This is a genomic window from Patescibacteria group bacterium (assembly GCA_028717685.1).
Taxonomy (GTDB): domain Bacteria; phylum Patescibacteriota; class JAQUNI01; order JAQUNI01; family JAQUNI01; genus JAQUNI01.
In genome coordinates this window covers 353708-376395 of record JAQUNI010000001.1, presented here as the reverse complement: position 1 = coordinate 376395, position 22688 = coordinate 353708, and the positions used below count along the sequence as shown (strand labels likewise).

Here is a 22688-nt window from a genome sequence, read left to right as displayed (position 1 = left end):
AAGAAGTATGGCCAAAGAAAAGGATTTAGAGTTCCTGGAGTATGTAGTGCAGATGCTAGTTGATAATCCGGATAAAGTGAAAGCTAATCGCACAGTTGACGAAATGGGAGTGCTGATCACTTTAGAGGTTGACCCTGCGGATATGGGTCAAATCATCGGACGCAACGGCCAGACTGCATCTTCAATCCGAACTCTTTTAAGAGTGGTCGGAGCAAAAAACAATGCCCGTGTAAACCTCAAGATTCTTGAGCCCGAGGGTTCTACCCGAGGCCGTGGCAGAAGTGAAGCTCCGAAAGATCAAGCTACTGACGTAGTTGATGATCTGAAACTGTAAAGATAAGCTTTTAATTCAAGCTTTCGATACGCTAGAGACCGCTTGCTAAAACAAGCGGTTTTTGGTTTAATGGATATATTAACTAGTAATCAGTAATTAGTAACTGGTAATTGGTAACTAAAACAAATCGGCCTTCGGCCGATAAAATCTTCCCTAATTACTAATTACTGATTACCGATTACTAACACAATGACTTTTGACATTCTCACAATCTTCCCCAAAATTTTTGACTCCTATTTTAGCGGGAGTATTTTAGGGCGCGCCCAGAATAAAGGATTGGTCAAAATTAAGATTCATAATTTGCGGGATTACGCGCGCGACAAACATAAAACCACGGATGATGTGCCCTACGGAGGCGGCGCTGGGATGGTGATGAAAATTGAGCCTATCCATCGCGCTTTAAAAAAGATTCTCCCGAAGAGAGTTAGCCCCGAGGGCATCTCCCGCCACAATTCTTCCAGCCGGGTAATTCTGCTTTCCAGCCGTGGCAAGACTTTTAACCAGAAAATGGCTCGCGATCTTAGCCATTTTAAAAAATTGATTTTTGTTTGCGGGCATTATGAAGGCGTGGATCAAAGAGTGGCGGATTATTTTGTGGATGAAGAGATATCCATCGGCAACTTTGTTTTAACCGGCGGCGAGCTTCCCGCGATGGTGATTGTGGACGCAGTGAGCCGGCTCATTCCCGGAGTTTTAGGCAACGCGGAATCCTTGAATGAGGAATCATTTTCTCTGCCCGAAAATAATATTGAATACCCCCATTACACCCGCCCCGAGAATTTTCAAGGCTTGAAAGTTCCGCAGGTGCTTTTATCCGGCAATCATCAGAAAATAAAAGAGTGGAGGGAGAAAAATAAAAAATAAAAAACAGCCGTTTGTGAACACGGCTGATTGAGGAGAGATTTAGCGGTATCTCCCGTAAAATTTCGCCTTCTCCGCTCCTCGTTTGATGCGGAAAATTATAAACCATAGGGCAAAGCCGACTGCGTCGGCAATGCCAATATCCTTTCCGAGCCCATCCTTCGTGCCGCTATGGACCCAGACTCCTGCTCCGATCGCGAAAAAAACCATCAAGAAAATTATAAGAAGCACAATGGGCCAAACCATTGGCTTCTCGGTCTTCCATTGGGAGTCTTGGAGTTTGCGGTAATCCGGCAAATTCATCCTTTATCCCTCCTTATTATCTAACTACAGACAAAGTACAAAATAAGAACATTCATCATTGCTAGGAGCCCCCTCACCTTTTTCAAAAAAGGTGGCGGATTCCTCGCAATAATGATGAATTTCAATACTTTAATTTTAGCACATTTTAATACTTTTGTCAATGTTTTGAGCAATAAATCTAAGGCTTGCATTTTGTGCTAAAATTAGCCCTGTTTTAAAACTTGACAAACCATTATCCATAGATTAATATAAATTATGCTCTAGTTCAAGAGCAAAAATATTTTTGAACCTTGACAATTAAATAGTGATAGGAACGTCTATTTATATAATCAGTGATCTAGCTTTTATGAGTTAATTGCTGATTATCTTTTTTGAGAGTTTGATCCTAGCTCAGGATGAACGCTGGCGGCGTGGATAAGGCATGCAAGTCAACGGGCCGTGCCTCACTGTGTTTGGCACGGAATTTTCAATTTACAAATTTTCGAATTTTTCAATCAATATCAAATAAATTAATGATTTAATTTTCAAACAGATTAAGTTGCGGTAATGTTTGAAAATTGAAAATTGATTGAAAATTGAAAATTGAAAATTGGTAAATTCCGCCCGAGCGTAGCGAGGTGCGGCCAGTGGCAAACGGGTGAGTAACACGTTGGTAACCTACCCTGAAGACGGGCATAATTCGCCGAAAGGCGGACTAATTCCCGATGTGCCATAGCTATTCATTAGTTATGGTAAATGATTTATCGCTTCAGGAAGGGCCTGCGGACTATCAGCTAGTTGGTGGGGTAAAGGCTCACCAAGGCTATGACGGTTACGAGGTCTAAGAGGATGCCCTCGCACACGGGGACTGAAACACTGCCCTGACTCCTACGGGAGGCTGCAGTCGAGAATCTTCCTCAATGCCCGAAATAGGGTGAAGGAGCGACGCCGCGTGCAGGAAGAAGCTGTTCTTCAGTGTAAACTGCTTTTATAGGGGAACAAACCGTACCTCACTGCGTTCGGTTCGGAATTTCTAATTCCTAATTGACCTAATTTCTAATCAATTTCTAATGTCTAAATGTCTAATGTCTAAAGTTTGGTCATTGGTCATTTGGTCATTGGGATTTGATTAGAAATTAAAAATTAGAAATTAGGAATTACCGCCACCGAGCCCAGCGAGGTGCGGTTGAGTGTACCCTACGAATAAGGACCGACTAAACTCGTGCCAGCAGTCGCGGTAATTCGAGTGGTCCAAGCGTTATCCGGATTTATTGGGCGTAAAGCGTCCCTAGGCGGTCTGAAAAGTCTAACCTTAAAGACCTTGGCTTAACCAAGGGAAAGGGTCGGATACTTTCAAGACTAGAGGTCGGGAGAAGTAAGCGGAACTGCCGGTGTAGTAGTGATATGCGTTAATATCGGCAGGAACACCAATAGCGAAGGCAGCTTACTAGAACGATTCTGACGCTCATAGGACGAAAGCGTGGGGAGCGAATGGGGTTAGATATCCCAGTAGTCCACGCTGTAAACGATGGACACTAGGCATTGGAGGCTCGACCCCTTCAGTGTCGTAAGCTAACGCGTTAAGTGTCCCGCCTGGGAAGTACGGCCGCAAGGCTAAAACTCAAAGGAATAGACGGGGACCTGCACAAGCGGTGGAGCATGTGGTTTAATTCGACGGTAAGCGAGGAACCTTACCAGGGCAAGACGCTCAAGGAGATCTTAGGAAACTAAGATGTGCCCCCATAAGGGATTCAAGATAGAAATCCCAAATCGCAAATCACAAATTTTCTCGCTTCTAGCGAGATCTGGCATAGCCAGACAAATAAATTCTAAATTTCAATTTTCAAAATTCCAAATCTGTTTTGGTCATTGGAACTTTGATTATTGGATATTGTTTGTAATTTGGTGCTTAGTGTTTGGAATTTGGATCTCTTGTGGGGGGAACCTTGGGATCAGGTGCTGCATGGCTGTCGTCAGTTCATGTCGTGAGATGTTCGGTTAAGTCCGGGAATGAACGCAACCCCTGTCGCGTGTTACTATTGTCACGCGAGACTGCCGGCATATAGTCGGAGGAAGGTGGGGACGACGTCAAGTCAGCATGGCCTTTGATGCCCTGGGCGACACACGTGCTACAATGGGTGTAACAATGGGACGCGACGCGGTAACGCTATAGCTAATCCCATCAAAAGCACCCCCAGTTCGGATTGAGGTCTGCAACTCGACCTCATGAAGCCGGAATCGCTAGTAACCGCGAATCAGCCATGTCGCGGTGAATACGTTCCCAGGTCTTGTACTCACCGCCCGTCACGTCAGAAGAGCCGGTAATACCCGAAGTTCCGCCTTTTGGTGGATCCACGGTAGGATCGGTAATTAGGACGAAGTCGTAACAAGGCATCGGTAGCGGAAGCTGTCGATGGATCACCTCCTTTCTAGGGAGAAAAATATTGTCGCGGTATCCCGCGAGGGATACTGTTATCAAACAAACGCCAAAAAGCCACACGGTAGTGGCCAGCTTAAAACACGGCGTTTTAAACAAAATGTGTTTTAAATCTTAAGATGTTTCCTATCACTGTTTAATTGCCAAAGGAAAACTCCTTTGCGGATAAAAAAAGAACCTTGTTTTTAAGGGTCTTTTTTTGTATAATAGTATAAAGAATTTTTAATTCTTAATTTTTAATTTTTTATTCAATTTTTAATGAAATAATTTTTATTGTTTCATTGCTTCATTATTGCATTGTTATTTTATTGTATTCGTCATTGCGAGGAGGACGCCCTAAAGCGGACGACGAAGCAATCTCCATAAAGATTAATTTGTCCTTAAAAGTATACTTCGTTTAATGACAAGAATAATAAAGTTTGAATTTTTAATTTTTCATTTTTAATTTTAAATTGAAACGGGCCTGTAGCTCAGTTGGCTAGAGCGCCACATTTGTCCCGCTACGCGGGATCTCGCAAAGCGAGACAATGATCTTAATAAAATTATCAAGAATAAATCCCGAGGGCCGGTAGTTCAGTGGTAGAACGCCTCATTTGCAATGAGGAGGTCGTGGGTTCAATTCCCACTCGGTCCACCATGTTAGAAAAATCTTTGTTGGCTCCATAGTTCCGTCCGAGGCGTACTGTTGAGTCAACGATCTAGATTATGAAAACACTACTCTTAACCTCTGCTGGTATGAATGTCAAGGAAGAAATTTTAAAACTTCTCCCTAGACCAGCCAATCAAATAAAACTTGCCCATATTACTACTGCTTCAAAAGCCGAGGATGACATTTCTTATGTTAAAAAAGACAGCCAAATAATGGCTGATGTTGGATTTGATGTGCAAGAAATTGATATTGAGGGCAAGAACGAGGATGAATTAAGGAGGCTCTTTGGCGATCAGGATATTATTTATGTTCAAGGTGGCAATACTTTTTATTTATTGAAATGCGTTAGAGAGAGCGGCTTTGGCAAGATTGTAAAGGAGCTTATTCAAAAAGGCGTTATTTATATTGGCGTCAGCGCGGGAAGTTGTATCGCTTGCCCTACAATAGAAATGGCATATTGGAAACATCCAGATAGAAATACATTCGGATTAACCGATTTGAGAGCTTTAAACTTAGTACCCTTTCTGCTGTCAGTACATTTTAAGCCAGAATATGCTTCAGTTCTCAAGAAGGAAATTTCAACTTCAAAGTATCCGGTTAAAATACTTACAGATGAACAAGCGATTCTTGTGAGAAATGGGAAGATTAAATTGGTAGGCAATGGTGCAGAAATTAAAATTTAGTTTGGCGGGATTTCAAAAGAAATATTAGAAGAATTTGCTAATGAGCTCATTGGATAAAAATATGGAAAATTTTGAATTCCAAAAATATCGAGATAGTTTAGTAAAGGAAATTAAACAAGAACCCGATAAAGCAAAGCGGAGAGAAATTTTAGAGCGAGTAAAATCTACCCAAGAATACCAAGGCGCGGAAAAATTAAGGAGGCAGGAGTTCATTATCGGACAGGAAAGCAAGGCTCAAATTGAGAAACTTTCCCAATATGCTAAAGAGTATTATGCAGATTATGCGGAAGTTGATTCTGAAATTATTGAGCTGTTAGATACCATCGGTGTAAATTGCGAAAAGTTTGAAAACGAAACTTTACCGAAAGTATCAGATGAATTGATTGATAGGGTTTTAGGTTTCATTGAAGAAAACAGGGACGAACAAATTGCCACCCTTCTGCGGCAGGCAAATTTTGATTATGAGAGTTTGCTCGCCAGTGAAGAAGATGAGCAAACAAAAGCGCGCGCGCTTTTGGAAGCAGTATTGAAAGCCCAAAGTTATAATGAAGCCATAGAGCAAAATAAGGACAAAGAAATTGATTTTTCTGGTTTTGAAAATGACCCTGATATTCCAGACGCCAAGGAATTTGTTTATCGGGTTTTCGGCGGGGAATTATTGCGGAAATGCCTGATTTCAAAAATGAAATACGCGCCTGATAAGGTGAATGTGAGTATAAGTGGCGCTGATTATATGTTGCCTGTGGATGTTTATGTGGAATGGGAAAAACAAATGCCAGAAGTCAAAAATCGCAAATTCCGCGCCGAATCCTTTGTGCGTTGGAATACTGATCCCAATTTCAGTAAAAAATTCATTCCTACGCCGATATATTTCTACAGTTTTTACGGCGAGAAGCCGGAAAAGTTGGATTATCTGGAACATGTTCCGGCGGAGGAAAAAATGAGACAATACAAATTAGGAGCAGTGGCGCACGAAGTCGCTCATCACATCTACGATTATTTGCTGGACGCTGATAAACGGAAAGAATGGAAGGAATTAGTTGATAGATCGGGGGCAATAACAGAATATGCCGCCTCATACGCCAAACATAAATTGAAATATGATGAATTCTTCACTGAAGCAGTAAGATTAAAAACTACTGCTCCCGACTATCTCAAAACAAACCTTCCTGGCATTGATAAATTTATAACTGATAATTTCCCTGATATTAATGGATAAAGAACAAGCGCAATATAACAAAAAAACAGATTACTTATGAAAAGTAATCTGTTTTTTTGTTATGTTTTCTATTCAATGCAGCAATCAACCACTTTTTTGACTAAGTCCCCGAGTTTGCCCAAGAATCCCTTTTTCTCTTTGTCGTGCTTGTTGAGCGCGTTCGCGTCAATCTTTTTTAAATCCTCGGTTTTCATCAATTTCATATTTAAGCCCCAAAAGAGGGAATAAAGTTTGTAAGCCTTATCAAATAAATTATAAGCTTCTTCCTTGCGTCCTATCCCGAGCTGTTTTGTGCCGACTTCCATAAGCCGCATGGAAGCGGCGAGGAGATGCTTGGAAATGCACCAAATTTCACCCTCATATTCTTTGATGATTTTTTTTAAGAGTGCCTTGCGCATTTCCCTTACCTCGGAAATCAGATCATAATATTCAGTTTTACCCGTTTTCGCGCCTGTGAAGAAAAAATGCTCTTCAATACTCACCAAGTTCATAATCGCCAAACTTAAATCCTGATCCGATGAGAGATCCATCTTTTCCTGTTTTTTCATCTGGTCCACTTTTTGAATAAATTGGTTTAATTTTTCAATGTCAGGTGTAGGCATAGATATGACCGTCGTTGCGAGCAAAGCGAGGTGGGGTCTTTCTTTACAATTTTTCCTCCCTCCCCCTTCATCTCCCCCCTGCCTACCGGCAGGCAGGCTCGGGCAGGGGGAGAGCCATTCCCTTTCCCTCTTGTCTCCCCGCTCAAGGCAAGGGGAGTGCAAGGAACTGCTCGCAATGATGAATAAACTCTATTTTTTGGTTAAAAGATAAAAAATCACGCTTAAAATCAAAAGCGGAATAATTGGCATCACCACTTTCTGGAAAGGAAAATAAGCTTTGCCGCCATTTTTTTTCTTCAGATAAGAATAAAAAGAGGCGCCAGCAGAAAAAAAGATACTGCCGATGATGATGCCCCATAACAGCTTATCTACGCCCCAGAAACAATTAACGGGCTGGCCTAAAAATTTCGCGAAGTATAAGGTCAGGCAAACAATTAAATAATATATGAGAACGACCGCAATGGGCATACCCGGAAATCGCCAATTTTTTTTGCGGAGCCAAGTTACGGTCCAGACGATTAAAGAAACGGTTAAGCCGCCAATCCATAAACCAGTGATAGAATCATCAATTTTGAGCCAGCGCGACAAGCCCACGGCGCCGCAAACCGCGATCGTGCAGACTGGGCAGACGGCTTGAGCGACAGGGGAGGAGATTAGAATAACAGCGGATGACATTAAAAGAAAGAACAAGATGGTTTTAAGATTGTATTTCATTTTTTTATTTTGAATATCAAGATATCATTATTCTACCATAGTTCAAAAGGGAGAGGAAATAAAATTCGGAAGCAGTCCCAAGACTTTCGCGTTTCATAAATAATTAAATTTAGATATTTATTGTCATTCCCTTCAGTATTTCTTATTTGTTATTTCTTGTTTCTTATTCATTTCTTATTTTTTAATTCTTATTTCAATAAAGTAAACTCTGGTTAAGAAAGATAGTGTAATGACCTAAGAAATAAGAAATGGTTAAATAAAAAATGAATAAAAAATACAAAATAAAAAATAATAATTGAAGCGCGGAAATCTAGGAATAGTGTCTCTAATATGGATTCCCGATCAAATTGAGGGTGACATTAAATGCGTTTTATTGCCTTTAAATGATGGAGAGCTTATAATGATTTATAGAGACGTTATATCACAACGTCTCCACATTGCAGCGCTCCGCGGCATTAAATGTTTTAACTAAAATAAAAAATATGAAACAAACAAAGACTCCTTTAGAACAACCCAAAGCAGAATTAAACAAACAAGAATCCGCAAGTAATAGCCCTAATGAGTTGGAGAGCGCTTCTCCAATAAGCTCTCTTTCGCTCCCGGAGCCTTCTCCAAAAAAAAGATGGTTTTGGTGGGCAATCGCTGCGGCGGCTGTGGTATTTTTAGCCGTGGTTTCGGCTGGGGGCTATGTTGCCTATAATCGCTATTTTAAAGCCAAAGGAGAGGGAAAAAAGCCAGTTACTGCCCTTGATTTTAAGAGCAATATCGGGAGTTTGGTGCAGGTGAAAGGCGCGGCGGCGCAGAATTTCGCGAGCTTTGAGGCGGAAAAGGTAAACGTAACGCCGAAAGTGGCTTCTTACAAAATAGAAAAGGATTTGGAAAATGTGGAAAATAAAGAGCAGTTTAGCGAATTGACTGCGGCGGCGCAGAATTTATTAGAAAAGAATACTTTCGTGGTGACAGAAGGGAGCTATAAGGAGTTCTTTCAAATTTATGAAAACAACCGTTACGATTCTGTGCCCAATTTCATTACCGTGGATTCGGTTTTGCACAATTTTCACCTTCTTTTTGACTATAGTTTAAAAAAACTAGAAGAGGAGAAGCTGATTCAGGCCCTGCGGGAGCTTAATGCCGGAATGCTTGTTGCTTCGGAAACGCAATTAGAGGCTTTGCGCGGGACGGCTTGGGAAAACGCGGCTTTGCGCAATGTTGCCTTTTTCACAGTTGCCACGAAACTATTAGAACCCGCGGCGCCAGTGGGGGGCGAGGTTGCGGATGTGGTGGGCGAGGAGCTAAATCTTATAGAGAAGCGCGAGGGTATTACAGAGTCGCCTTTAATGAACAAGGGTCAGGCTAGCGCTGATTATAGGGAAGATTATTCGCAGTATATTCCGCGCGGTCATTACTCCAAGTCCGAAGATTTGCAAAGATATTTTAAAACAATGATGTGGTATGGTCGGATGACCTTTAGGCAAAAAAGCGATGATGAAACCCGCTCCGCGATTTTGGCAAGTTTAGCTCTAGGCCAAAAAGAAGCGAATTTCACGAATTGGGAGAAGATTTACGAGCCGACGAACTTTTTTGTCGGTAAATCGGACGACATCACTTTTTACCAATATTTAGAGATTCTAAAGCGGGTTTACGGCGATGACATTAATCTGGATAAATTGCTCTCGCAAGACAACTTCATTATTTTTATGGGACAAGCCAAGGAGCTGACGCCGCCACAGATTAACTCAATACCTATTTTTGATGAATCAATTAATCCGGATCGCGAGGAGGAGATTAAAGGTTTCCGTGTGATGGGTCAGCGATTTACGATTGACGCCTCTATTTTTCAAAGACTGATTTACCGCGAGGTTAAGGAAAACAAAAAGGGTCAGCGGAGGATGCTGCCGGAGGGGTTGGATATTCCAGCGGCCTTGGGTAGTGAGGAGGCATACAGCATTCTAAAAGCGGGTGGAGCGGATGATTACCAGAATTATCCTGAAAATATGCGCAAAATGCGTGAATATTTAGCAGGCCTTGACCAACAAACTTGGACCCAGAATCTTTATTGGGGCTGGCTTTATTCCTTAAATCCAATATTGCTTGCTAAGGGAGAAGGCTATCCGGAGTTTATGCAAAATGAAGCTTGGGTAAGGAAAAACTTAAATGGCTATCTTGGTTCTTGGACAGAGTTAAAGCATGATACGATTCTTTATGCCAAGCAGGTTTATGCCGAAATGGGCGCAGGGCCATCAGAAAAATATGATGACCGCGGCTATGTGGAGCCCGAGCCAGAGGTCTATGCAAGGTTAGCTGGTCTAGCCAAGATGCTTTCGGATGGTCTGGAAATGCGCGGGATTTTATCGGAGGAACAGGGGGAGAGCATTAACCAATTAAAAGAAATCGCGGATCAGCTCAAAATCATCGCGGAAAAAGAATTGGAAGGCAAGGGTTTGTCCGAGGAAGAGTATAATTTTATCCGCTTTTACGGCGGGGAGCTGGAGCATCTTTGGCTCTCTGTGATGAAGGATATGAATGTTCAAAGCGCGAGTGAGGTAGATGATCATCCTGGAGCGCTTGCCGCCGATGTTGCTACTGACCCGAACGGCGTCGTGCTGGAAGAAGCCACGGGTAATATTTTTCCTATCTATGTGGTGGCGCCAGTGGAAGGTAAACTGAAAATCGCGAAAGGCGGGATTTATTCTCATTATGAATTTCTACAGCCTTTATCCAACCGTTTAACAGACGAAGAATGGTGGAAAATTTTATCCGGCGAAAGCAGCCAGAAGATGCCGAGTTTACCGAAATGGACGGAGAGTTTTATTGCTGAATAGATCAAAATGTAAAAATCAAAAATCAAATTGCATTTTGCCTGCCCCGCTCGCCTTTAACTTGTCTGCCAATTGATGCTATTTTAAGAGATATAAATGAGTGATTATTGGTAGACTATATTTAACGCGAGGCGAGCAGGGGATATTTGATTTTTGATTTATTTTTTATGTTTTCCAAAATTTTATTTTGGTCCATCGTTCCGCTTATTGTCATTATTGGGGTGGCGCTTTTTAGAATTTTGCCTATTAACGAGCCGTTCACTTACTTTAAAGAGAGCCGAAAAAGATTACCTCTGTCCGCGGAAGTTAAAGAGAAAAGTGAAGCAGTATTAGAAAAGCCGAGTCTGCCCGTTCCCGCAGATCCTTTAGTTCATCTCGTGGCAGTGGGCGATATGATGCTTTCGCGCAATGTAGGCCAAAAGATGGTGGAATATAATGATTATCAATATCCTTTTCGGAAAATGGGGCAATTTTTGCAAAACGCGGATATCACTTTCGGCAATTTAGAGTCGCCCTTGCTTGCCGGTGAGCCCGTGTATACTCCCAGTATGGTTTTTCGCGCGGATCCGGAATGCGCGGGAGCGCTGACCAAGGTCGGTTTTGATGTTTTATCCTTAGCCAATAACCATATTATGAACCAAGGGGATAAAGGTCTTAAAAAAACTTTGGAATTATTAGAGCAAGAGGGCATTCAAGGCATTGGCGCCGGATTGAGTCGCGAAAAGGCGCATCAAGCGGCAATAGTGGAAAGAAATAATCTTAAAATCGCTTTTTTAGCTTATACTTACGCTGGCAACACCGAAGCCAAGGAGAATAACGCCGGCGCGGCGATAATGAACGCAGAGGATTTAAAAAGTGATTTAGCGCGAGCGAAAAAAGAAGCGGATTTGGTGATTGTTTCTATGCACGCGGGCACAGAGTATAAGCGCGCCCCCAACGAGAGGCAAATCGCTTTTGCCCGCCAAGCGATTGACGCGGGCGCGGATTTAGTGATTGGCCATCATCCGCATTGGTTTCAGACCGTGGAAAAATATAAAGGCAAATATATTATCTATTCTTTGGGTAATTTTGTTTTTGACCAGATGTGGAGTGAGGAGACGCGGGAGGGGATGGTCGCGGACATTTATCTGGACCGCGATGGCGTAGTAGAGCTGAATTTTTTACCCGTCAAAATTTTTGATTACAGTCAGCCCCAGTTTGTTTCTCCAAGCGAACAGAACAGGCTCCTTAAAATGTTGGGCATTGCTTTAGACGAACAGCCTTCCTTTTCTTTTCAAAATGGAGCGTATCAGGAAGGGATAAGTTTAGGCTTGAAAAGCGGGGCTGTCTTTGCGGGGATTCCTTCTCTCCTTAATCAAGATTTAGATCAGGATACCAAAGAAGAAAAGATTACTTTGGATCAAGGCTTGGTTAAAGTTTTTCAAAATGAAACAAAGATTTGGGAAAGCGATCCCGCTTGGGTGGTTAATGATTATACGGTTGGCGATTTTAACGGCGACGCCAAACCCGACCTTGCTTTAGCCCTGTGGAAAAAAGGGGATTACGCGGAGAACTCGCCCCTTGCGAATACGGAAAACAAAGAACATTGGGGAAGCCACTTGTTTTTATATAATCTGAAAAGAGCCACGCCCGCCTCGCCTGAAGCTCGCGATGGCGGGCAGGGCGCGCTTGATTTAATCTGGGGCTCGTCAATTTTAGATAAACCTCTTTTAGAGATTGAGGCGGGAGATTTCAATAAGGATCAGAAATCAGAACTGGTCGCTTTGGAAGGAGCATACGAGCATCCTGAAAGTAAAACCTCCCAAAATTTAAATGTTCTTTCTTGGAATGGCTGGGGGTTCACGAAAGATTGGGGAAAAGGAGGAGGGTATTATAATCTTAGAGTTTACTCTGTACCAGAAGTTACAATATTAGTGAATCAGGCAGACTGAATTGGATTTTATGCTAATCAGCCCTGTTTTTTATTAGAAAAAGATTCGGTGCGGGGTTTACAACCTGGGTAGTTTAGGATATTATGTTTATGTCAATGGGTTAGAAAATAGTAATTAGTAATCGGTAATCAGTAACTAGTAATCAGGAATTTCTCGCCCAAAGGGCGAGTTTACCCACGCACCAGTCCGCTAAAGGCGGACAGTGCTGGGTTTACCCTAATTACGAATTACCGATTACTGATTACCAACTTGCCGAGGTAGCTCAGTGGTAGAGCAGATGACTGAATTTTCGGTCCAACCCGAAGTAATTCGGGATTGAAAACTGGGTGAATTCGGGGGAGCCTAAATCTCGTAAAAAAGGATATGGTAATCCCGAGCCAAGCTCCTTAAGGGGATAATTTTAAGGAGAAGGTGTAGAGACTAGCAGGTGAGCCCCGACAATAATCCTGCAAATAGCGCCCAGCTCCTCTTTTTGATTAAAAAGAGGCAGAAGATATAGTCCAATCCTTGAAGAAATTCAAGAGAAAATATGGAAAATCATCGTGTCGGCAGTCCGATTCTGCCCCTCGGCACCTCGTAAACCTTAGGTTTACTCGGTGTAAACTTTTTTTGTTGTACTTAGTTTGATTTTATGTATTTTGTTTATATTTTACGTTGCCAAGATGATTGTTTGTATACTGGCATCACTTGGAATTTAGCGAAAAGGATAAAAGAACACAATCTCGGATTGACTCCATTCACAAAAAACAAATTACCAGTCAAATTGGTTTATGTGGAAAGTTTTGGAATTCGCCAGCAAGCACATAGTAGAGAAAAAGAAATCAAAGGTTGGAGGAGAGAGAAAAAAGAAAATTTAATAAAAGAGTTTAGTTTACGCTGAGGAGGCCGAAAGGCCGACGAAGCGGGTGTCGTATAACGGTTATTATACATCCTTGCCAAGGATGAGAAGGCGGTTCAATTCCGCTCACCCGCTCAAAAATTTTTGCTCATATCCAAAAAACAGAAAACAGCTTTCTTTATCGAGAAGCTGTTTTTTGTTATAGATCCTTGACTTTTAAGAAAAGATATGCTACAATACTTTCTTAAATCTGTCAAGGATTTTTTTGTTTTGGCTTATATTAGTTAAAACAACTAGAAATTCAGGATGATTTAACCTTATTTTAGCGAAATTAGGCGCTTAGGGGATCGGTTCCTTGGGATTGCCTAAGATTAGCTAAAATCTCGCTTTACTAGGCCTTTTTTACGGCTAAAGGCGGGAATTAATTCATTAATTGAAGCCCAATGAGGTTTATTAGAGCAAATTTTACTCTCAAAGGACTCATTATTTTACCAGTCTTTTTAGTCACTGCCGGTTTTGGTCCCTTTGATTGGAATAAGGAAGAGCCTGCGTCTGGCGCGTTAACCCATATTTCTTTAGAGGATAAGACATATTTATCCAAAGAGGAATTGGATCAAAAATTAGCCGAATATCAGTCAAAAAACATAATTTCTATTAAATCACCACAGCGGACAAGGAGAGAAGCAAAGCCCGGCGCGTATATTGTTTCCGCCACGGCTTATTCTTCCACCGTGGATCAGTGCGACTCCACCCCGTTTATTACGGCGTCGGGTCAGCATGTCCGCGATGGTATTATCGCTACTAACTTCTTGCCTTTTGGGACCAAAGTGAAGGTTCCGGAGCTTTACGGCGACAAGGTCTTTGAGGTGCAAGACCGAATGAACGCGCGGTATAGCACTCGCGTTGACTTCTGGATGCCGAGCCGCGGAGAAGCTATACAGTTCGGCTTAAAACAGATAAAAATTGAAGTTCTATAAGAAAAGCCCCAATCAGTTGGGGTTTTTCTTTTTGACCCCGTTAGAAACCATGCCCCGCACGAGTTTCTAACTGGATTGACTTTTTATGCTAATTATGATAAAATAAAAGTAGGTTTCAAAGAGATAAGGGCGCAACCTAAAATAAAAACAAAAATTTTTAAAAATCAATGAAATATTACGCCATTTCCCTTTTGGTCTTTTTGGCTTTTACACTGTTCTTAGGGATACCCGAGCAGGATATCCAGAAGGTTTTTTTATCTTCGCAAAAGATAGACAGATTGGTTCAAGGATGGGTCGGGAGAGACGCGGCGCGAATAGGAGAAATTCTAAGACCGCAAAAGCATCAGCCTTTAACGCCTATTGATGTGGAAGGCAGGTTTTATTTTGACAAAAAAACAGTAGACAGTATTATCAAAGAGCGTTTTTACAGTAAAGAATCCCTCGTTAGCCCCGGCATCTATCCGATTGTGGTTACTGGCTATTCGTCTACTGTGGCTCAATGCGACGCCACGCCTTTTATTACCGCTTCCGGCGAAAGAGTGCGTGAAGGGATCGCGGCGGCGAATTTTTTACCCTTTGGCACCAAGTTTAAGATTCCATCCATTTTTGGTGATCAGGTTTTTGAAGTCCAGGATCGGATGGCGGGAAGACATTGGGGTCGCGTTGATGTCTGGTTTCCCAGTTATTTGAAGGCAAAATTTTTTGGCGCGCGCAAATTGGAAGTGGAGATCTTGGAAAATGTGAATTAGGAATTAGGAATCATGAATTAGAAATAAAGAGATAAAGGAATTATTTATTATTCATAATTCCTTATTCCTACTGCCTGCTTCCTTTTTTATTGTTTGACCAAAACCGTATAAATGCTAAAATGGAGATGTCTTTAAGAGACATCTTTTGTTTTTTTATTTGGCGAGTAGGCAAGTAGTAAGGCAACAGTCTGTCTCACTTTGTCTGGCTTTGCCAGATCTTGATGACGAGATCCCGCATAGCGGGACAAAACCGTGATTTCTATGTATTATGTATATTTTTTACTTAGCCTAAAAAATAATAATTTGTATGTAGGCAGTACGGAAAATGTGAAAGTTAGATTTAAACGACATAACAGCGTTAAGGTAAAATCAACTAAAGCATATTGTCCGTGGCGGTTGTTAGTTTATAAGGAATTTCCGACCCGTAGTGAGGCAATGGAAATGGAGAAATTCTATAAAACTCACCAACAGAAGGATTTGCTGAAAGTTGAATATGGCCTAGTGGCGAAGTAGTTAACGCAACGGTCTGCAAAACCGTGATTCGTGGGTGCAAATCCCACCTAGGCCTCAAAAGATTAACGGTCTGTCTCGCTGCGCGAGATCCCGCATAGCGGGACAAAACCGTGATTCGTGGGTGTCTGGCTTTGCCAGATCTTGATGACGAGATCTCGCGAAGCGATGACAATTTTAAATTTTTCATTTTCAATTTTTAATTTATTTCGCCCGGGTGGTGGAACTGGTATACACGCAAGACTTAAAATCTTGTGGTCGCGAGACCTTGCGGGTTCGAGTCCCGCCCCGGGCACAAAAAAGATATCGCTTTGCGTCTATTCGTTTTTTTCAAAAATACAAGGTTTAAAGGAATAGGGACGAGAACCCGGGAAAGGGGTCGGGGAAACGGTAGTTTCCCCGATGTGGAAGCATTGAAACCGCAAGGTTTCAAGGAGCTTTAGCGACGGGGCGAGTCCCGCCCCGGGCACAATCGCTAACGTTCAAATGTAAAATGAAAAATTAAAAATGAAAAAATCATTTAAAACAGCTTAAATTTAAAAAAGCTGTTTTATTGCTTCCTGATTCTGATTTTGTTAGTATGAACATAGACAATTCATTATTGACTTTATGAAAAATTTTAACTCCAGAAAACAAAAAACAATCAAACCAAAACTCGGTCAGCATTTTTTGTTTGACGAGACGATTTTAAATAAAATCGTGGACGCGGGGGAGGTGCGGCGGAGCGATGTCATCTTGGAAATTGGTCCGGGCAAGGGCGACCTTACCCAAAAATTGGCGATGCGGGCGCGCAAAGTTGTCGCCGTGGAATTAGACAGAGATTTGGCTCGCGAGTTGGAACGCAAATTCAAGCCTTTCCGCGCCGTGGTAATAGTTCCGGACGACATCATCAAGTTTTCCATTTTCAATTTTAAGTTTGCCAAAGATTATAAAGTTATTGGCAACATCCCTTTTTACATCACGGGGAAGATTTTAAGAAAATTTACCGCCAGTAAAAAAAGACCTAAAATGATGGTCTTGTTGGTGCAAAAGGAAGTGGCGAAACGGGTTTGCGCCCGCCCTGGGAAAATGAGTGTTTTAACAGTCGCGGTGCAGACCTTTGGCAGCCCGGAAATTGTGGATTATGTAAGCCGCGATAAATTTTCACCTCCGCCGGAGGTAGATTCAGCGATTTTAAGGATCAGGATGTATCCGCACTCCGAGCTTGCCCGCGAACTTCACTGGTATAATCGCCGCGGGTTTTTGCGCGTTACTGCCGAGGAGATGGATAACAAAGAAGCGGAGTTTTTTCGTTTAATTAAAATTGGCTTTGCGAGTCCCAGAAAACAAATCCATAATAATTTAAAAAATGGTTATCTTTTAACGGATGAAGAGGTAACCTCTTGGCTTAAAGCCGCGGGAGTCAAAAGGACAGCGAGGGCGCAGGAGCTGGGCGTGGTGGATTGGATAAACTTATTAAAAAGTAAAAAGTCAAATCTATAACTACTAAAATCTGGAAACCTTATTCTTGTAACTTGAAACTTGTAACGCAAGGATGATATTACTTGAGTTATAGGTTACAAGTTATAAGAATCGGGTTTTTATGCTTTTAACCATATAGCCAAATTTGCCTGATTTATATCCTAGTCTCCGATAATATTCTCTTACTCCAATTCCAGCGATCACCATAATTCTTTGATAACCATTCTTTTGCGCAATTTGTTCTGCTTTTTTAATCAACCTTTTGCCCAAACCGTGGTGCTGTGTGGCAGACTGATTTTGAGTTTGAAGCGATGCTACTTGACCGTAGGTATGCACCTCGCGGATAATGGCGCAAGTATGGAAGGCAGATTTGAGCGAGGGAAAACGCAGGCGGAGGTGCGCGTAAAGCGTGGTTTTACTTTTATTTTCGTAGCTTAAATAATATTCAGTGCCGGAAGAGGCTGGATATTTTAGTATGCGCGGATAGATTTTGCCCAAGGGCGCGTTTTTGGCTTCGCGGCAGCGGATGCAACGGCATTGCACGTTATTCTCTTTTAAAATCTGGCGCAGATTCGTGATTTTATTGCCCGCAATGATTGAGTTGCTCGGAATATCGCGGATTAAACGGATAATGCGGACATAGGGCGGCACGCCCTTTTTGATTTTAATGAGCAGATGGTTGAGCGTGGCGGCGGAATAAGGCTGGAAACACCCAGCCTTCCAGACCTTGTAAAGGGGCGCGGTCTTTAAAACGACTACGGGATAGATTTTGATTTGGTCTGGCTGAAAACGGGCATCGGAAAATAAAGTCTGGAATACTTTTAAATCTTTTTGGGGCGTGGAGCAGGGCAGATTAGGCATTAAGTGATAAACAACCTTAAAGCCCCAGTCTTTGAGCAGTCGCGTGGCGAGCGCCGTCGCCTTGACGCTGTGGCCGCGCCGGCATTTTTTAAGGATATCGTCGTGAATGGTCTGGACGCCGATTTCCACGCGCGTTACGCCCAAGCTGCGCCACCACTTTAGATTTTTCAGGTTGACTTCGTCTGGTCTTACCTCAATAGAAAGACCTACCAAGCGGTGGCAGGCAGTTTCATTCTGTTTTTGGGCTCGCGCAAGGTTGCGGCTTTTCCGTCCGTTTAACATCTCAATGCATCTTTGCATAAAAATCCTTTGGTATGCTTTGGGGTAAGCCGCGAAAGAGCCGCCCAAAATAATAAGTTCAATTTTTTCCGTATTGTGCCCTGTGAGAGTGAGAGAAGCAAGCCGGGTTTTGACTTGCAGAGAGGGGTCAAAAGCGGTTAAAAAAGCGCGGCTCGCCGCCGGTTCATTCTTAAGATAGCTTTTCGGCATCCCTTCTTCCTGCGGGCAGTAAATACATCGCCCCTTGCATTTAAAAGGCTTGGTTAAAACTGTGATCGCGGCAATGCCGGAGAGCGTGCGGACAGCACGGGTGGTTAATAAATTTTCTAAGGCTGGGTTTCTTTTTATTTTTTTTTGCCTTAAAAGGGCGCGATAGGTTTTCAATAAATCCAAATCGCGCGGAAATTGACCGTGTGTTTTTTTCAGAATTCTGCGCTTTAAACCGTTTAATTCTGCCTTTGATTTAATTTTTTCGTCAATAGCGCGTTCAATAGCTAATTGATTGATTTTATTCATAATTATTGGCCATTGTTCTATTGCTTCATTGTTTCATTGTTGTCATTTTTTAAGCAATGGAACAATTGGACAATGAAACAATGATTTATGGATGCTGTTTTCGCCCAAAAATTAATTGAAAAAACCCAGGATTATTATGAACAGCGGGCGCAGGATTTTTCCGCCTCGCGCCAGCGGGATTGGCCGCTTTTTATCTCTTTCGCTAACTATATCAAAAAAGGTGATAGAGTGTTAGATTTGGGCTGCGGCAACGGCAGGCTTTATCCTTTAGTTTCGCAGAAAGGGGCAAGTTATCTTGGCGTAGATGCAAGTAAAAGATTATTGCAAGAAGCAAAAAGGGATTACGGCAGCGCAGAATTCCAGGCAGGAAATATTTTAGACCTAAAACTGCCTCCGCAGTCTTTTGATGTAGCTGTGTTAATTGCGGTTTTGCACCATATCCCAAGCCGCGCGTTGCGGCAAGAGGCTCTTTGCAATGCGGCAAAGTTAGTCAAAGCTGGCGGATTAGTGTTGCTCACGAATTGGAATCTTTTCCAAACCAAGTTTTGTTCCCTGCGACTGCGTTATAATTTAAAGAAAGTGTTGGGGAAAAATAAAATGGATTTTAATGATGTCCTTTATAAAGAAAAAAGATATTACCACGGATTTACTAAAAGGGAAATAGGGAGGCTTTTGCAAAATGCTGGCTTGCGGGTTGTAGAAAATTATTATGAAAAGGATGGAATAAAGACGGATAGATGGAAGGGGCAGAATCTTGTAACGGTGGGGAGGAAATAATTTGCAATTTTCAATTTCTAATTTCTATTAAATTTTCAATGAATAAATTTTCAAACCCAGTTAGAAGTGACAAATTTCTAAATATGGCAACCAGTTTAGAAATTAAGTAATTAGAAATTGAATAAAAATTGAAAATTAGAAATTAAAAATTATCGCAATAGATGCCAACGAAGATATCTTTAAATAATTTATATACGCTTTTGTTATGTTATTACGGCGCCCAGCATTGGTGGCCTATTTCTTGCGGAACAAGAAAGAAGAGTGAACGCGGTTTATCTGGCGCCCAGCTTGAGATTATGCTCGGCGCGATTTTAACGCAGAACACCGCCTGGAAAAATGTAGAGCTCGCTTTAGCAAATTTATCCGGGGCAAGGCTCTTAGATTGGCATAAATTGCAAAATACACCCAAGCGCAGCCTTGCCAGGTGCGTTAAGCCGGCAGGCTATTATAACCAAAAAGCAGGGTATATTAAAAATTTGGTCAAAAAAATTTTGAAGGAGCCTTGGCAGGAGAATGATTCTTTGGAGCGATTGCGCCGATATTTTCTCGCGATAAAAGGCATTGGCGAGGAAACAGCGGATTCCATACTTCTTTATGCCTTGGGAAAACCAAGTTTTGTAGTGGACGCTTACACCAAAAGATTATTTTCGCGCTTGGGTCTTATTCCTGGAAAAGCGACTTACGCGGCAATTCAGGATTTTGTCCGTAAAGATTTAACTTTAAGAGGAAATAAGGTAAAATTATATCAGGAATTCCACGCTTTAATCGTGAAACACATAAAGGAATTTTGCCATCCCAAACCAAAATGCGAGAAATGTGTTTTAAAAAGACAATGTAATTATCATTAAATAATTTCTAATTACTCTAATTGACCTAAATCCTAAATAATGACCAATGACCAATTTTTGGACATTTAGATATTAGTTATTAGGATTTGTTTAGAAATTAGAACAATTAGAATAATTAGAACAATTTATACTATGCTATACTTCGTTACTAGCAGCAGAAATAAATTTTTAGAAGCCAAAGCAATTCTTAAAATGCCGCTCAAGCAGATTAGTTTGGATTTGCCCGAAATTCAAGCTGTAGAGGTGGATGAGATTTCGCGCTTCAAGGCAAAACTGGCATATGAGAAGGTTAAGAAGCCTTGTTTGGTGGAAGACACGGGACTATATATCCGCGCCCTAAATGGTTTTCCGGGCGCTTTGGCTAAATGGGTGGAGAAGACAATGGGCTGGAATAAATTCGCGGATTTGCTGAAGGATTTAAAAGACCGCCGCGCTTATGCCCAATGCGTTGTCTGTTATTATGACGGCAAAAAATATTGTTTCGGCAAAGGCAAGGTTGCAGGCAGTATTAGCCCGAAACCGAGGGGAGTGAATAATTTTGGCTGGGATTGCATCTTTATTCCTAAAGGCTTTCGCAAGACTTGGGCGGAAATGAGTGCAACCGAGAAAAACCAGATTTCCCACCGCAAAAAAGCTTTAGAGGGTTTAACATTGACAAATTCTATGAAAAGTGCTATAATGAAAGCTTAATAAAGATTCAGGATTTTACCGATTTTACCTAGCAGTTTTTGCTAGGGAGGTGCTCTTTTAACAATTTTTTGTCTTAGTTATACTATCGTTAACAATGAAGTTCATAAAGGATAAAAAGGTGATTGAAATGTTAAGATTAAAATTTTCCGTTATTTTGTTTCTTGCAGTGTTGTTGGTTGGTTGTGGAGATAATTTGAATCCGATAGTGTCCGAAGACTCTAATCCGCAGGTGGAGATAGAGGTGCAGGCAATAGTGCTTGCAGAAGCGAAACCAGATTTTGTTTTAGGAAAAATAGCAGGAGAAGAATGTTATGAGGCATGGTTCCTCGTCTCTATCAGTAATTTGGGTAACAAAGAGATCACTATAGATGGCTCTTCGTTCATTATAAATGATGTGAAGGGCGCTGTAATTTATTCCCAAAAAGAAGTGTTTGTTTTTGACTATACTTCTGTAGAATCATCCATCGGCACGGCAATGAATTATCTTTTGAATTCAGATAATGAGATCACGTTTGTCATTAAACCAAAAAGTACGGAATTAGTAGGTTTATTCACGGTTGTGCCTCTTGAACCAATAGGGGAGTGGAATTTGGTTTACGGAAATAGACAGGTTGTAATTTCAGTGCAAAAAGAGATTGAGCAAGCCGTCGCCAGTGGCAAGGAAATTGGAGATGACACAAAGGCAAATGGGAAAGATGTCCCAGTAGTGGAAAATGGGAATAAAGATAACGGGGACGATAAAGTCCAAGAGCCCGTCATTAAAGAAGATGCGCCGATGGTCTTAATCCCGGCTGGTGAATTTCAGATGGGAACTAATACTTCTGATATCAACACTTTGGCGGAGGAGTTTATGTCGGAGATGGGGCATGGTGATTTTAGCGAATTTAAGATTGCTGACATTAAGGACCCGGGCTGGAGGGACACGATTCAACAGGAGTGGAATGGGGTTTTAGATGTTGCCAAGACAGAGACACCGGCACATGAAGTTTTTTTAGATGCCTTTTACATAGATGTTTATGAAGTTACCAATGCGCAGTATAAGAAGTTTATAGATGCGACTGGACATAAGGCACCGGATTTTTGGAATAGTTCTGCGCCCAATCAACCTATGGTACGCGTTAATTGGTATGATGCCTCGGCATATGCTAAATGGGCTGGAAAACGTTTGCCTACGGAAGCAGAATGGGAAAAAGCGGCGCGAGGTAGACTGGTAGGGAAGAAGTTCCCTTGGGGTGATCAGAACCCCGATGGTAGTCAATGTAATTTTGGGGACCGTAATGCTAGTTTTAGTATTGGAGGTATAAAATATGAGATCGTGGGATCCATTGGTGGTAAAAAATTAATTGATGGCTATGAAGATACAGCGCCTGTAGGTAGCTTTTCTCCCAATGGCTATGGCTTGTATGATATGGCAGGCAATGTATCTGAATGGTGTGCCGATTGGTACGATAGCCGCTATTATGCAAATTCACCCCGGATTAATCCGAAAGGTCCGGACGGCGGTAAAGAAAAGGTTATAAGAGGAGGCTCTTGCGACGCCATACCATTTTTATTACGCGTGGCGTGGCGGGATAAAGATACTCCTGATCGACCCGGTTATGACAGAGGTTTTCGTTGTGCCATGGACGCCAAATGATTTTTCTTATTCCCA

At 41.9% G+C, this 22688-nt stretch carries 19 protein-coding genes, 4 tRNA genes and 1 rRNA gene; 20 read left to right on the top strand and 4 right to left on the bottom strand.

The window, feature by feature from the left end; genetic code table 11:
* The first annotated feature begins 7 nt into the window (after positions 1-7).
* Together PHW01_01905 and trmD are read left to right on the top strand one after the other, a co-directional pair.
* On the top strand, positions 8-334 hold the full coding sequence (locus PHW01_01905; GenBank protein MDD5626747.1) for a KH domain-containing protein: 327 nt from the start codon (positions 8-10) through the stop codon (positions 332-334).
* A 189-nt stretch (positions 335-523) separates the two neighbouring features.
* Positions 524-1198, top strand: coding sequence for a tRNA (guanosine(37)-N1)-methyltransferase TrmD (gene trmD, locus PHW01_01900; GenBank protein ID MDD5626746.1), 675 nt, complete (start codon positions 524-526; stop codon positions 1196-1198).
* Positions 1199-1237: 39 nt separating this feature from the next.
* Here the strand turns inward: trmD and PHW01_01895 are convergent, their stop codons facing one another.
* Entirely contained in the window at positions 1238-1498 is a 261-nt protein-coding gene (locus PHW01_01895) for a hypothetical protein (protein MDD5626745.1), read from the bottom strand.
* 367 nt (positions 1499-1865) lie between these two features.
* On the opposite strand from PHW01_01895, the gene PHW01_01890 reads away from it, so the two are divergent.
* From PHW01_01890 to PHW01_01875, 4 genes are all read left to right on the top strand, one after another.
* A 16S ribosomal RNA gene (locus tag PHW01_01890) occupies positions 1866-3906 on the top strand.
* A 570-nt stretch (positions 3907-4476) separates the two neighbouring features.
* Positions 4477-4551: transfer RNA gene (locus PHW01_01885), tRNA-Ala, on the top strand.
* 68 nt (positions 4552-4619) lie between these two features.
* Positions 4620-5246, top strand: coding sequence for a Type 1 glutamine amidotransferase-like domain-containing protein (locus PHW01_01880; GenBank protein MDD5626744.1), 627 nt, complete (start codon positions 4620-4622; stop codon positions 5244-5246).
* Between the two features lie 61 nt (positions 5247-5307).
* On the top strand, positions 5308-6465 hold the full coding sequence (locus PHW01_01875; protein ID MDD5626743.1) for a hypothetical protein: 1158 nt from the start codon (positions 5308-5310) through the stop codon (positions 6463-6465).
* Positions 6466-6533: 68 nt separating this feature from the next.
* Here the strand turns inward: PHW01_01875 and PHW01_01870 are convergent, their stop codons facing one another.
* Positions 6534-7229 carry a hypothetical protein gene (locus tag PHW01_01870; GenBank protein MDD5626742.1) on the bottom strand — a complete coding sequence of 232 codons (696 nt, stop codon included), beginning with the start codon at positions 7227-7229 and terminating at the stop codon, positions 6534-6536.
* 27 nt (positions 7230-7256) lie between these two features.
* Entirely contained in the window at positions 7257-7781 is a 525-nt protein-coding gene (locus tag PHW01_01865) for a hypothetical protein (GenBank protein MDD5626741.1), read from the bottom strand.
* A 482-nt stretch (positions 7782-8263) separates the two neighbouring features.
* Here PHW01_01865 and PHW01_01860 point away from each other — a divergent pair, with 482 nt between their 5' ends.
* The 10 genes from PHW01_01860 to rsmA all read left to right on the top strand — a co-directional run bounded on the left by PHW01_01860 (position 8264) and on the right by rsmA (position 17087).
* The gene (locus PHW01_01860; GenBank protein ID MDD5626740.1) at positions 8264-10603 is read left to right on the top strand and encodes a DUF3160 domain-containing protein; all 2340 of its coding nucleotides are present in this window, start codon (positions 8264-8266) and stop codon (positions 10601-10603) included.
* A gap of 164 nt (positions 10604-10767) precedes the next feature.
* Positions 10768-12531: a CapA family protein gene (locus tag PHW01_01855; protein ID MDD5626739.1), complete on the top strand. Its 1764-nt coding sequence runs from the start codon at positions 10768-10770 to the stop codon at positions 12529-12531.
* A 631-nt stretch (positions 12532-13162) separates the two neighbouring features.
* Positions 13163-13411, top strand: coding sequence for a GIY-YIG nuclease family protein (locus tag PHW01_01850; GenBank protein MDD5626738.1), 249 nt, complete (start codon positions 13163-13165; stop codon positions 13409-13411).
* 21 nt (positions 13412-13432) lie between these two features.
* A tRNA-Gly gene (locus tag PHW01_01845) sits at positions 13433-13504 on the top strand.
* 308 nt (positions 13505-13812) lie between these two features.
* Positions 13813-14346, top strand: a complete 534-nt coding sequence (locus tag PHW01_01840) for a hypothetical protein (GenBank protein MDD5626737.1) — start codon at positions 13813-13815, stop codon at positions 14344-14346.
* 167 nt (positions 14347-14513) lie between these two features.
* A complete protein-coding gene (locus PHW01_01835) occupies positions 14514-15095 on the top strand; it encodes a hypothetical protein (protein ID MDD5626736.1) in 582 nt (193 codons plus the stop codon).
* Between the two features lie 261 nt (positions 15096-15356).
* Complete coding sequence (locus PHW01_01830; protein ID MDD5626735.1) at positions 15357-15608, top strand: GIY-YIG nuclease family protein; 252 nt, start codon at positions 15357-15359, stop codon at positions 15606-15608.
* Positions 15591-15663 (top strand) — tRNA-Cys (locus PHW01_01825). Before PHW01_01830 ends, PHW01_01825 begins: the two co-directional genes overlap by 18 nt.
* Positions 15664-15816: 153 nt before the next feature.
* Positions 15817-15900: transfer RNA gene (locus PHW01_01820), tRNA-Leu, on the top strand.
* 314 nt (positions 15901-16214) lie between these two features.
* Complete coding sequence (gene rsmA, locus PHW01_01815; GenBank protein MDD5626734.1) at positions 16215-17087, top strand: 16S rRNA (adenine(1518)-N(6)/adenine(1519)-N(6))-dimethyltransferase RsmA; 873 nt, start codon at positions 16215-16217, stop codon at positions 17085-17087.
* Between the two features lie 81 nt (positions 17088-17168).
* Here the strand turns inward: rsmA and PHW01_01810 are convergent, their stop codons facing one another.
* Positions 17169-18722, bottom strand: a complete 1554-nt coding sequence (locus tag PHW01_01810; GenBank protein MDD5626733.1) for a tRNA uridine(34) 5-carboxymethylaminomethyl modification radical SAM/GNAT enzyme Elp3 — start codon at positions 18720-18722, stop codon at positions 17169-17171.
* An 87-nt stretch (positions 18723-18809) separates the two neighbouring features.
* On the opposite strand from PHW01_01810, the gene PHW01_01805 reads away from it, so the two are divergent.
* From PHW01_01805 to PHW01_01790, 4 genes are all read left to right on the top strand, one after another.
* Positions 18810-19499 (top strand): class I SAM-dependent methyltransferase, encoded by a 690-nt coding sequence (locus PHW01_01805; GenBank protein MDD5626732.1) that lies wholly within the window; start codon positions 18810-18812, stop codon positions 19497-19499.
* Positions 19500-19660: 161 nt separating this feature from the next.
* A complete protein-coding gene (locus PHW01_01800; protein ID MDD5626731.1) occupies positions 19661-20347 on the top strand; it encodes an endonuclease in 687 nt (228 codons plus the stop codon).
* 132 nt (positions 20348-20479) lie between these two features.
* The gene (gene rdgB, locus PHW01_01795) at positions 20480-21037 is read left to right on the top strand and encodes an RdgB/HAM1 family non-canonical purine NTP pyrophosphatase (GenBank protein ID MDD5626730.1); all 558 of its coding nucleotides are present in this window, start codon (positions 20480-20482) and stop codon (positions 21035-21037) included.
* A 94-nt stretch (positions 21038-21131) separates the two neighbouring features.
* Positions 21132-22673 (top strand): formylglycine-generating enzyme family protein, encoded by a 1542-nt coding sequence (locus PHW01_01790; protein ID MDD5626729.1) that lies wholly within the window; start codon positions 21132-21134, stop codon positions 22671-22673.
* Positions 22674-22688: the final 15 nt, after the last annotated feature.